This window comes from Mastigocoleus testarum BC008 (assembly GCF_001456025.1).
In the GTDB taxonomy this organism is placed as follows: Bacteria; Cyanobacteriota; Cyanobacteriia; order Cyanobacteriales; family Nostocaceae; genus Mastigocoleus; species Mastigocoleus testarum.
In genome coordinates, this window is the sequence record NZ_LMTZ01000102.1 from 48,418 (window position 1) to 61,229 (window position 12,812).

At 35.3% G+C, this 12,812-nt stretch carries 7 protein-coding genes; 4 read left to right on the forward strand and 3 right to left on the reverse strand.

Going from position 1 to position 12,812, the window contains the following annotated elements:
• Positions 1 to 67: 67 nt before the first annotated feature.
• Positions 68 to 1,249 (reverse strand): radical SAM family heme chaperone HemW, encoded by a 1,182-nt coding sequence (gene hemW, locus BC008_RS23835; protein WP_027844385.1) that lies wholly within the window; start codon positions 1,247 to 1,249, stop codon positions 68 to 70.
• 266 nt (positions 1,250 to 1,515) lie between these two features.
• Here hemW and BC008_RS23840 point away from each other — a divergent pair, with 266 nt between their 5' ends.
• Positions 1,516 to 2,592 carry a PIN/TRAM domain-containing protein gene (locus BC008_RS23840; RefSeq protein ID WP_027844384.1) on the forward strand — a complete coding sequence of 359 codons (1,077 nt, stop codon included), beginning with the start codon at positions 1,516 to 1,518 and terminating at the stop codon, positions 2,590 to 2,592.
• A 220-nt stretch (positions 2,593 to 2,812) separates the two neighbouring features.
• Here BC008_RS23840 and gloA2 read toward each other — a convergent pair whose 3' ends face one another.
• Together gloA2 and speD are read right to left on the reverse strand one after the other, a co-directional pair.
• Entirely contained in the window at positions 2,813 to 3,199 is a 387-nt protein-coding gene (gloA2, locus tag BC008_RS23845; protein ID WP_027844383.1) for an SMU1112c/YaeR family gloxylase I-like metalloprotein, read from the reverse strand.
• A gap of 209 nt (positions 3,200 to 3,408) precedes the next feature.
• Entirely contained in the window at positions 3,409 to 3,843 is a 435-nt protein-coding gene (gene speD, locus BC008_RS23850; RefSeq protein ID WP_027844382.1) for an adenosylmethionine decarboxylase, read from the reverse strand.
• Positions 3,844 to 5,208: 1,365 nt separating this feature from the next.
• Here speD and BC008_RS23855 point away from each other — a divergent pair.
• From BC008_RS23855 to BC008_RS49665, 3 genes are all read left to right on the forward strand, one after another.
• Positions 5,209 to 8,232: a GAF domain-containing sensor histidine kinase gene (locus tag BC008_RS23855; protein WP_027844381.1), complete on the forward strand. Its 3,024-nt coding sequence runs from the start codon at positions 5,209 to 5,211 to the stop codon at positions 8,230 to 8,232.
• 909 nt (positions 8,233 to 9,141) lie between these two features.
• Positions 9,142 to 11,964: a GAF domain-containing sensor histidine kinase gene (locus tag BC008_RS23860; protein WP_027844823.1), complete on the forward strand. Its 2,823-nt coding sequence runs from the start codon at positions 9,142 to 9,144 to the stop codon at positions 11,962 to 11,964.
• A 428-nt stretch (positions 11,965 to 12,392) separates the two neighbouring features.
• Entirely contained in the window at positions 12,393 to 12,554 is a 162-nt protein-coding gene (locus BC008_RS49665; protein ID WP_161938152.1) for a hypothetical protein, read from the forward strand.
• Positions 12,555 to 12,812: the final 258 nt, after the last annotated feature.

The following is a 12,812-nucleotide window of genomic DNA, read 5'->3' on the forward strand; positions in this document are numbered from 1 at the left end:
TCGGTAATTAATCTTGCTTTCCCTTCCCCTACGCATTTAATGAGAAGTAATCGACTTTCGCGTAGTGCTATAACTTTTCAAATAACTTTGCCAAAATCACATTTGAAAATAAAAAACCTTCCGGATCGGTCAAGCGCAATCTTCCTTTGACAACTTCTACCCAACTTTTCTCAACATAAGGTTGCAAAATTTGATCGATCTTATCCACCTTATTTTGTCCAAACTGTTTTTTGATACTTGCAATACTTACCCCTTCAGCCAAACGTAAACCCAACATTAAAGTTTCCAGCAAAACTTCATCTGTGGGAGTTTCTTGACAATCCACAACACAGCCATTTTCCACCCAAGCATAATATTCTTTCGTTTTACGGGGACGAGTGAAACGTTTACCCTCAACATAACTAGCTGCTCCCATCCCAAAAGCATAGTAAGGGCGATTTTCCCAATAAACTCGATTATGCCGACATTGGTGTCCCGAACGGGCATAATTAGAAATTTCGTAATGCTCGTATCCCGCATCAGTTAAAGTATTTTGTGCCATGCGGTACATTTTTACAGTTATTTCATCTTCCGGTAAAGGTTTATTACCAGGTTGATAATAACGACCAAAAGCTGTTTGGGGTTCAATTGTTAGGTCATATATCGATATGTGGGTTGGTGCAATTGCGATCGCTTTTTCTAAAGATTCGCGCCATATATCCAATGTTTGATGTGGTAAACCCGAAATTAAATCCATACTAAATTCTGGGATCTCCACCTGACGAATCAAATCAACCGCAGCAAAAATATCCTTTACAGAATGGGAACGACCACAAGCTTGTAATAAATTCTCAGTGAAACTTTGTACTCCCAAGCTTACTCGATTGATTCCAGCATCACGATAGCCTTGCAAATGTAATAAATCAAAAGTTCCTGGATCTATTTCCATAGAAATTTCAGCATTTGTAGCAATCCCAAATCTTTCCTGAATAATGTTAAGTATTTTTTGTAACTGTTTACTAGATAATAAAGATGGAGTCCCACCACCAAAAAAAATAGTTTCTATTGGTCGCTCAAAAGTCCTTGCAACAGTAATTTCTTGACACAATACTTCCACATATTGGGAGATAGTACCTGATTTTTCACCACGTAATTTATCGCCTATGACAAAAATTGGGAAGTCACAATAAAAACAACGCCGCCGACAAAAAGGAATGTGTACGTAAACAGAAGTTGGTATTTGCTGAGAAAAAGTTACTTTTTGATTCATTTTGAAAAAAAAATTCAAACATCTTTTTGTTTGAGAGAATAAGCAAGAAAATATTTATAATTTGGTGTTTTTTATCCTTTTCTATCCTTTTTACATAAATAGAAGAGAAGTATAAAGCATAAAACTATGAAGGTTATAATAATTGCAGAGACTGTTAAAGTCACCCGAATTCAGAGTGTAAATATTCTTAAATAACATCTAATTAGATGATACAAAAAATACCTCACTTTGTCGGGTAACAGCGCTGTAACAAAGCAATATAATTTATGCTTGACGCCATTATCATTTTTTCATTTATCCTGGCAGCAGCAGGTGTAGGATTCTACAGTACTGACTTACTGCCTGACGGTTCTTTAGACGGAGTAACAAATTTAGACGCTTTACGTTTAGTGGTCGCTACTTTTGCGGCTATTATCGGGGGTGCTGTAGGGCTGAGATTTCAGACAGGCTACCGTCGTTTGGAGTCACAAGTCCGAGAAATGCCCCTGGAAGCTATTCTGACTCGGGCAATTGGTTTAGTAATTGGGCTGTTACTAGCAAACTTAATGCTAGCTCCTTTGTTTTTAATTCCGATCCCCAATGATTTTAGTTTTATTAAACCATTAATAGCTGTTGTTGGCTCAATTATTCTGGCATATACCGGAATGAACCTGGCTGACACCCATGGTAGGGGTTTACTACGATTAATCAATCCCAACACGTTGGAAAGCATGGTTGTAGAAGGAACTTTAAAACCTGCTTCCACTAAAGTGCTTGACACAAGCTGTATTATCGATGGTCGTATTGAAACACTGCTAGAAACTGGATTTTTAGAAGGTCAAATCATCGTACCTCAGTTTATTTTGCAAGAACTGCAGCAAGTTGCTGATGCTAGCAAAGACCAAAAACGAGTGCGGGGAAGACGAGGATTAGAAATTCTTAACCGGGTTAAAACAGATTATCCCGAACGGATTGTGATTAATCCTGTCAACTATGCAGATATTGCCACAGTAGATGCAAAACTAATCAAATTTGCTCAAGAAATCAGTGGTACGCTTTTAACCAACGATTATAATCTTTCTAAAGTTGCCAGCCTGCAAAAAATTCCAGTTTTAAATGTTAATGACTTGGTAAATGCGGTTCGTCCCACATATTTACCTGGTGATAACATTGACATCAAAATACTCAAAGAAGGTAAGGAACCGTCCCAAGGTATTGGTTACTTGGAAGATGGAACAATGGTCGTAGTTGAAGAAGGAAGCAGTTACGTGGGTGGAGAACTTCGAGTAGTGGTTACCAGTGCATTACAAACTTCTGCAGGAAGGATGATTTTTGCTAAACCCCAAGCATCTGCGCTGACATGAGAGTATGGGACGTCAGCTTAGAACTAAATTTTGTAGTCGGTGCAGTCAGTCTGCACCGATTTTATATCGAGTAAAGTACGAAGAAAATGGGGACTGGGCATTTGTTTGTTCTGAATGCTGGAACCTGGTAAGTTCCAATAACCCCTTTTATTTGTATGGGGGTACATGGAAAGCTAAGAAAAAAAGATAAGCTCAACCTCTAATAGCTAGTCGCCAATCCCTACTTCTGATAAATTTCTAACGGTAAGCGATCGGGATCTTGAAAAAAAGTAAATTTTTTGCCTGTAATTTCATCAACACGAATCTTTTCCACTTCAACACCCTGAGACTTTAATTCCCTTACAGCTTCATCAATATTATCAACCTCAAAAGCTAAATGCCTCAAACCACAAGCTTCTGGTCGATCTACTCTGTGGGGAGGATTTGGAAAAGAAAATAATTCTATTTGGCTATTATCGCCCACCTGTAAATCAAGTTTATATGAATTTCTTTCGGAACGAAAAATTTCGTTAATTATCTGAAAACCTAAAATTTCGGTATAAAACTTCTTGGAACGTTTGTAATCAGAACAAATAATTGCTACGTGGTGAATCCTTGTGGTTTTCATAATTACTGTTAATTAACCTCCCAAAAGCACAGCCTATGATATCGTAAAACCTCTGGAAAATTCTTTTTTCAAAGCTGTGAGAAAAGGCGACGTGGGACAGTTTATTATCTATGGGGGAACTCAGAAAAATCTCAATAGCTAGAAAAAATTTTTCTATTTTTACTCCCACATTATCTTGATCGCCTAGTATTGGTACGGTAAGTATCCAATTAAACTTGTGTCACCACCAAGCTTTCTTCCAAACGTTGTTGAATTTCTGGTGAGATTCTACCCCTTGGAAGAGTCAACAATACATGCTTATTTGCTTGAAAAGCTTTAGTCAGATAATTACAAGCTTTTTCTGGCTGTGCATGTTCGCCACAGGTAAACATATCTATCGCCACATAACCAATTTCGGGCCATGTATGCACGGAAATATGAGATTCCGCTAAAAGTGCTAAAGCCGTTATTCCATAAGGCTCAAACTGATGTGTTACTTCCTTAAGGAGTGTAGATTTGGCTTCTTTGACTGCTGCTACTAATGCTTGACTAATAAACTCAAAATCATTGAGCAAATGATTTGGACATTCGTAAAGTTCGAGGATGCAGTGGCTACCAACAGGAACCAAAGGCTGATTATTTGGCGCGTTAGATGGATTGTTCAATTTTTAGTTCACCTTTAGATTGCAATAACCTGGCTTGTATGAACCTTCGGCATCAAATGCACTATGGCTATTTCTTTGCTTTCAAGTTCGTTCTTTTACTTGAAATTCTGTGGTTTGCAAGTACACAGAATAACTATTATGACATTATTTTTGCTAATTTATGTATATTTTTTTATTTGCCTGCTAGATAAACGATCAACATACATTGAGATATTTACAAGCTTAGGAAATCTATAAACTTTATTGATGTGGATGCTTGACAAATATTCTTGAAGTTTTGGTTAAATATTTTTTGCTATTTTAGTTGGGTTCTAAAAGCTACTTTTCTTGACTTGACCCTATCGGTAATAAAACTCAACTGATAATTATTTGTTATAAAAAACAAATAAACGCGATCGCAATGCTTCACTTGTGCTCGTAAAAAGAAAATAGATCAGTCAAAATATATTTACTCTTTGTCAAAGTAGCAAAGACAAATGCAAACATTATTTGATTTTAATGTGCAAGTTTGTAATTACATATTTCTTTACCAAAAAAATCATTTAATTGGATGTATTTACTTTCTCATCTAATTATGCATTGTTTGTATTTTTTTTGTAGTTTAAAATACTTTTTTCATAACTTTTGACTGTAATTATTTAACGTTATTTTTTTTTGTGTTTTGAGATACTTTTTGTCGAGTTTTTTATGCTGATATCATTAAGGTTTTGTATGTATTTTCATCATACATATTATGATATTCCTGAAATATTTGAACTGTATTTAGATGACATTTCAGAAAAAGAATATTATTATGTATGAGAAGATTGAACTATCATAAATTACAAAAAAGGTAAAATAGCAAACATAATTAACATTCTAAATTTGAAAAAGTCATAATTTTAATCCTAGTAAATTATGAAAGTTCATTAATTTAATTTATCTTGAAGCCAATTCTATTTTCAAATTACCTCGTAGCTAAGTGTAGTTATTAAGATAATTTTACATAAATGTTAGTTATTGCTAAGGAGGTTTTTTTGTACCTATTTACCGAGAAGATAGCATGTATGCAGAAAAATAACTTTATCTAATTTCATCAATCGGACAGGCAATAATTTTAGACAAGTAATAATATTTATTAATGCATGATAATACAAATATATTTATACCTTCATTAATTATAAATATATGATTTATTTACTTCTTCCTAGAGTTGAAAATCTATAAAACATGGAAGCTAATCATTATTAATTTAAACAGCTAGATTAAAAAACTCAATAATATAAACCTAATAATTTATCTACAATTCAATTTAACCGCATCTAATATTAAATCAAAAACGCTTGCTTTTCAAAACTATTGTAGAAAAATCTAATGTTAGAAACTATGCAGTCATATTCAAGCGAAATAGAAAAACAGCAAGATACTTTCATTGCTCAACTTCAAGAGGAGTTAGAACAGCAAAAAGTTCTGATGGACGCGATTGGGAAAATTCGAAGACCCCTCGATTTAAGTACTACACTCCAAACTACTACTACTCAAGTACGACAATTATTAAATGCTGACAGAGTCGCAGTATTTCAGTTTTATCTTGAGAAAACTTGGGAAGGAGAATTTATTTGTGAAGATGTTGCGGTAGGTTGGAGTTCAGTAATAGCAGAAAAACTTTATGATCGCAACTTTGGAGAACAATTTGCCCTTCACCATTTTGAAATAGAGACGCAAGCAATTAGAGATATTTACGCTGCGGGGTTAAGCGATTCTCATGTAGAAATTCTGGGTAGATTTCAAGTAAGAGCTAATTTAGTAGTTCCCATAGTCAAAAATGATAAAGCATGGGGACTATTATGTATTCATCAATGTAATAATACCCGCGAGTGGAAAAATTCCGAGGTTAAATTTGCTAAATCAATTTGCAATAATTTAACTCTTGCAATCGAACAAGCTGAGTATCTCCAACAAGTAGAGTTACAGACAGTAAAGCTTGCTCAGGCTGCTCAACACCAGAAAGTAATATCTAAAATAGTTGAAAAAATTCGTCAGTCACTTGACATAGATGTTATTTTTTCAACAACCACACAAGAAGTAAGACATATTCTCCAAGTTGATCGCGTTGCTATATTCCGTTTTAACTTTGATTGGAGTGGTAAGTTTGTTGCAGAATCATTTGATGAACATTGGATATCCTTAATTGGAGCATATCCAGTAATAAATGACACCTATCTACAGGAGACAAAGGGAGGGCGCTACGCCAATAATCAGATTTTAACAGTTGATAATATATATGAAGCCGGGCTTAATGAGTGTCATATAGCCTTGTTAGAACAATTTCAAGCTCAAGCATTTACTACTGCTCCAATATTGCAAGGCGATAAACTGTGGGGAATTATTGGCGCATATCAAAATTCTAGTCCTAGAACATGGCAAGCTGATGAAGTTGATTTACTAGCCCAGGTTGGTTCTCAGTTGGGTGTTGCTTTAAGCCATCATGAGTTACTAGCAAAAGCCGAGTACCAAACAGAGCAACAGAAAGCATTGACCGCAGTAATTACTCGTATTCGGGAATCTCTTAAGTTCAACACTATTTTTCGAACTACTGTTGTGGAAGTACGTCAATTGCTTCAGGTAGATAGGGTAGCTATCTTTCGTTTCGACCCAGAAAATGATTGGGAAGGAGAAATCATCCATGAAGATGTGGGCTTAGGTTTTAGCTCGGCAATTACGGAGAAAGTTTACGATCGCTGTTTTAGTGAAAACTTTGCACCACTTTATCGCCAAGGTCGAGTGAACGTGATCGCTGACATTTATCAACATGATTTCAAAGAGTGCTACATAAAAATCCTGGAAAGATTTCAAGTTCGTGCAAACATTGTTGCACCTCTACTTAAAGAAGGTGAGTTATGGGGACTCCTGTGCATTCATCAATGTAGTAAACCCAGAGAATGGAAAAATAGCGAAATTGAATTTGTATATCAAATTGCCGAACAATTGGGAGTTGCCTTAAAACAAGATTCTTACTTGAAAAAAGTCAAAGCACAAGCTGTTCAGCTAGCAGAAGCTAAAGAACGTGACAAAGCGATGGAAAGACAGAAGTTGTTAGCTACGACTGTGGATAAAATCCGTCAGTCACTTGACATTGAAACTATTTTTAAAGCTACGACCCAAGCAGTAAGAGAATTACTCAAAGTAGAGAGAGTTGCAATCTATCGTTTTGATTCGAATTGGAGGGGAAAATTTGTTGCAGATTCTTTTCAGGATGGTTGGCAACCCCCATCAAACTCGCAATCATTAATGATGCCAACTTTTTTAGACGTGGATAATGAAAATCTTCCACGTAACGAAATTTTTGTTCCCATATCTCAGGGTGAGAAGTTATGGGGTTTGCTAGTCGCTAATCAAACTTCCCAACCACGTGTTTGGAAAAATGAAGAAGTCGATTTACTAGCCCAGGTTGGAGTGCAGTTAGGAATTGCAATTCAGCAGGGAGAATTACTCCAGCAGACCAAAGATCAAGCTGCACAACTTACTAATGCTTTGCAGGAAATCAAACAAGCTCAGGATTATTTAATCCAGGGTGAAAAGATGGCAAGTTTGTGGGAATTATTTGCTGGTGTCGCCCACGAAATTAATAACCCAATTAATTTTATTCTCAGCAACCTCACTCACATGAGGAAATATGCCCAACACCTACTACAGATGGTAAATAGGTACCGCGAACATTCTCCAGATAAATTATTAAATATTCAAGGGCAAGTAGAAGAGCTTAATTTAAATTTCATAACAGAAGATCTACCGAAGATGCTTTACTCTATGGAACTTGGAGCAAAACGCATCAATCAGATCGTAATTTCATTACGAAACTTTTATCGAACAGATGAAGCTGAATTAAAAACAGTCAACATCCATGAAGGATTAGATAATACTTTACTGATTTTAGGACATCGTTTGAAAAAAAATGAACGCTATCCAGGAATTAAGGTTATTAAACTCTATGGCAAATTACCTTTAGTTGAATGCTATTGTGCCCAATTAAACTTAGTGTTCATGAATATCTTGGCAAATAGCATTGATGCTTTGGATCAGAAGTTTATAAGCACAAAACAAAAATACCCAAAATCTGATACAGAAAATCCCGATCTTCCTCTATCTATCTGCATTATCACTCAATTGATTAGTGACAAAGTTACGATTAAAATTACCGATAATGGTTTGGGGATGCCCGAATTTGTACGCCAACGGATTTTTGAACCCCTTTTCACCACCAAAGAATTAGGTCAAGTAACAGGATTAGGATTGTCTATCTCCCATCAAATAGTGGTTGAAAAACACAAAGGTCAAATTAAATGCTCTTCTGAACTGGGACAGGGAACAGAATTTCTAATTGAAATCCCCATTAAGCATCATTCATAAAGTAATTATTTTGGAATAAGTGTTGATAATTATTTTACTTTCTTGATTTTAATTGGATCTATGATGTTAGTTCGCTTTTCACAAAAAAGTTATAGTTTTTCCTTTATTAACAATAAAAATCAAGGGATTGACTTCAAGTAAAATAAAGCTGAACATAATTTCAACAAGTAATAAATATAACTAATAAGCCTATTATCAGCGTAGGGTTTTATATAAAAATTGCTTAAAAATAACATATTTAAAAGTTAATTTTTATACTGAATTATAATGTTAATGTATATTTAAAATACATTTATTCGCAACAAATAGTAACTCAAGTTACCCTAGTATGTCTTCATGTACATGAGCGCACTCAAATACATGAAATTACTATTTATACGATGTAAAACATAGTGTATGGTGCAGCTATACTGTTAATAGAAAGCTTGTATATAAAAACAAATGATTTATCGATAGTTTGCCTGAGGTAATACCAATTCAATAAATCATTGCAACAGATTCTCCGGTAGAGACGTTGCAGAGGCTAACGCCGACGCCGCAGGCTCTGCAACGTCTCTACAAAATCTATCTGTCTCATTATTTTTCCAAATTGGTATAAGTATGTTATTTGACGTATTACACCACAAAATAATTTAAAAAATTAGAAATTGTAAGACTTGGGTCTCAATAAGGGAAATAAAGAATTTTAGAATATTTACCCTATCAACGGTTACTCCTTATTCAAGACCGTAAAGGTCAGCAAGAGGAGAAAAATTTTATTTTTTGGTATGAGTGATGCTAACTTAATTTCTATAGAAAAGTAATAACAATTATTTCGCTGTAATGACAGCGAAATAATTGTTTGACTCAATACCTATTAACCGATCTCTAAGAAACTCAATATAGAAAAATTTTCTCCTTTTAAACCCTATGCAAGCCTACCCCAACAACTCAACAAAAGTAGAAAAAAACCTAAATTTTTCCGTCGCTCAACTTAAAGAACAACTAGAACAGCAAAAAGCATTAGCAAGAGTAATTCAGCGAATTAGAAAATCGCTCGACTTGGATACTATCTTTCAAACCACTGTTAAGGAAGTACGCAATTTACTGGATTGTGATAGAACTGCTGTCTTTAGGTTTTACCCCCAAAACAATTGGGAGGGAGAATTTGTTTCTGAAAGTGTTGCAAGTGGTTGGGATTCAGTTATCGAAGCGAAAGTCCAGGACCACTGCTTTGGAGAACAATTTGCAGCGCATTACTTCCAAGGTAGATGTCAAGCTGTTGCAGATATTTACTCAGCAGGATTAAGTAAATGTCACGCAGAAATTTTAGCCAGATTTCAGGTGAGAGCAAATTTGGTAGTTCCTCTACTCCGAGAAAATGAATTATGGGGACTGTTATGCGTTCATCAATGTAGCGATACTCGCGAGTGGAAAAAATCTGAAGTTGAATTTGTTAAACTAATTTCCGAACACTTAACTGTTGCAATTCAACAAGCTGAGCATTTGAACAAGGTAAAATCCCAGGGAACAAAACTAGTTCAGGGAGCTCAAAGAGATGAAGTGATAGCGCAGATTATTGAAAAAATTCGTCTGTCACTTGACATTGATTCAATTTTTCAAACTACAACTCAGGATGTACGGGAGTTATTACAAGCCGATCGCGTAGCTATATTTCAGTTTAATCCCGACTGGAGTGGGGATTTTGTTTCTGAGTCATTTGCTCGAGGTTTTAATGCTTTAGTTGGCGTCCAACCAACCGTCCATGATACTTATTTACAAAAAACCCAAGGGGGACGCTATGTTCGCAATCAAACATTCTCTGTTGATGACATATATCAAGCAGGATTAACTGATTGTCATATTACTTTGTTGGAACAGTTTGGTGCTAAAGCCTTTTCCACTGCTCCGATTTTTCAGGGAGATAAACTTTGGGGAATAATTGCAGCTTATCAAAATACCTCTTCAAGATTATGGTTGCAGTATGAGATCGATCTACTCGCACGAGTGGGAACACAAATTGGTGTAGCACTACGACATCACGAGCTATTAACTCGAACTCGACATCAAGTAGAACAACAAAAAGTCTTAACTAATGCACTCATCCGTATTCGTAAGTCTCTGGATTTAGATACAATTTTTCAAGTGACTGTAGCGGAAGTTAGACAGATGTTGAAAGCTGATCGAGTTGCAATCTTTCGCTTCGATCCCCAAAAGGATTATCAAGGAAAATTTATTTATGAAAATGTCGCTGAGGGTTTTAATTCTGTTTTTACGGAAAAGTACTACAACTATTGTTTTGAAGAATCCCATCATACAGGCGAAATTGAATCCTTTGTAGATATTGAGAAAGTCAACCTCAAAGAACAACGCTACGCTCAAATTTTAGCTAAACTTCAAGTTAAAGCAAGTTTGCTTGTTCCTCTCTTTAAGCAGGGTAAATTATGGGGTTTGTTATGCATTCATCAATGTACCAATACACGGGATTGGGAATCAGAAGAAGTTGAATCTGTCAAACAAATTGCAGATAATCTAGCAGTTGCTTTGCAACATAATGAACTTCTAGTAGAAGCTCAGAATCAAGCACAGCAGCAGAAGGATTTAACTAGCGCGATCGTTCAAATTCGCCAGTATTTAGATTTGGATAGCATTTTTAAAACTACAGTCAAAGAAGTACGTCAACTACTTAAAGCCGATCGAGCAGGAATATTCCGTTTTGATGCTGACAATAACTGGGAAGGAGAATTTATTTACGAAGATGTTGCTGAAGGTTTGAGTTCAGCGGTTGCTGAAAAGGTTTACGACCACTGTTTCAGTGAAAATTTTGCACCTCTTTATCGTCAAGGTCGAGTAAATGCGATCGCCGATATCTACCAACAAGACTTTAAAGATTGCTACATACAAATTTTAGAACGATTTCAAGTACGAGCAAATATTGTTGCTCCTTTACTCAAAGAAGGTGAATTATGGGGTTTACTTTGCATTCATGAATGTAGTGGACCCCGAGAATGGGAATTTTTTGAAATTGAATTCGTTAGTCAAATTGCAGATCAATTGACGGTAACATTCAAACATGATGCTTATTTAAAGAAAGTCCAGTCCAATTTGGACTTCATCAATGACAATTTACCAAAGACCCTCGACTCGATGGAAAACGAGGTGGATCGTATTAGCCAAATAATGATGTCGTTACGAAATTTTTGTCGTCCGAATCAAGCTGAATTAACATCAGTAGACATTCATCAATCATTGGATAATACGTTGTTAACTTTAGAACATCGATTGAAAAGGAGTGAGGATTTCCCAGGCATTAAAGTTATCAAAAAATATGCTCAACTACCATTAATTGAAGGCTATTCTAGCCAACTTAATCAAGTATTCATGAGTATATTTAACAATAATGTTGATTCTTTAGAGAAGAAGTTTAAAGCAATTCAACAGAAATATCAAAATCTATCAACAGATTGTCCCCAAATTCCCCTATACATTTGGATTAAAACTCAAGAGAAAGACGACAAAATTAGAATCGAAATTACTGATAATGGTCTTGGAATTGCTGAATCCTTACGTGAATATATTTTTGATTCTTCATTAAATAGCGAATCAGATACTCGAAATATAGAAAAGGGGTTACCAATTTCTCATCAAATTATCAACGAAAAGCATAATGGTCAAATGACATGCTCTTCCAAACCAAGACAAGGAACAGAGTTTATGGTTGAAATTCCTGTCAAACAGGCTGGTAGTAGTTGAGCAATAAGTAATGTTAGCGGACTGAGGAAAACGTACCGGAGCCGACCCATAGGAGCTGCGCGGCTCTGGATCCTCCGTAGGTACACAGCTATAGCTAGAGCCTCTCTTTTCCGACGACGCTGCGGGCTAGGCTCTAGCCGTAGGTATTGGGGATGGGGCGCGCCGCGCGTACAAGTGCGTAAGCATACCTTAGGTATTGCCCACGTTAATGAGTAATTATTACTAGCAAGTTCAATTGTAATTAAATATACTGACAATCATCCTTCTTACCTGAGAAGGCATTATATTTATCAGCAGTTGCATAATTAATTATTATGTTTTCTTATATCTGCCTGGGTTTTAGAAAGAGCCTGGGCACTTTTTATGCTTTACCTCTACAGAATTAAATTAGTTTTTTAAATATTTATCATAATAATAAATGATTGTTTTTGGACATAGGTAAATCGATTGGTAGATGCGGTTTGTCAGAATTAGTAATTACTTTTACTGCTCCAGTTCAACAGCAAGAATTACATAAAAATTCACTACGAAAGTTGGCTTTTAAGTTAAAAACAGGGACAATTAATAATTATCAAAGAGAAGAATTTTGAAACTATTCTTAATTTGTTTAAACCATCAAATCAATGCTAACATTGCAAGTAATTTCACTTACGTGCGTCTAGCTTTCATAGTTCTTGTGTATTAAATTGTTTATACATTAAATGATTAATAGATTCAGGGAGGATACTTAATTATGACAAAATAAATAAAAACCAAACTACTTCAAGAAATGGTAATAAATCTTAAAAAAATATTATTTTTTTAGTAAAATAAAAGATACACTTTTAAAAGCAGTTTTTTTGCACATT

What these genes read in the sequence shown, in the direction of transcription:
- gloA2 (WP_027844383.1), bottom strand. Translation starts at nt 3,199, where the DNA reads ATGAAAACCACAAGGATTCACCACGTAGCAATTATTTGTTCTGATTAC.
- BC008_RS23840 (WP_027844384.1), top strand. Translation starts at nt 1,516, where the DNA reads ATGCTTGACGCCATTATCATTTTTTCATTTATCCTGGCAGCAGCAGGT.
- BC008_RS23855 (WP_027844381.1), top strand. Translation starts at nt 5,209, where the DNA reads ATGCAGTCATATTCAAGCGAAATAGAAAAACAGCAAGATACTTTCATT.
- hemW (WP_027844385.1), bottom strand. Translation starts at nt 1,249, where the DNA reads ATGAATCAAAAAGTAACTTTTTCTCAGCAAATACCAACTTCTGTTTAC.
- BC008_RS23860 (WP_027844823.1), top strand. Translation starts at nt 9,142, where the DNA reads ATGCAAGCCTACCCCAACAACTCAACAAAAGTAGAAAAAAACCTAAAT.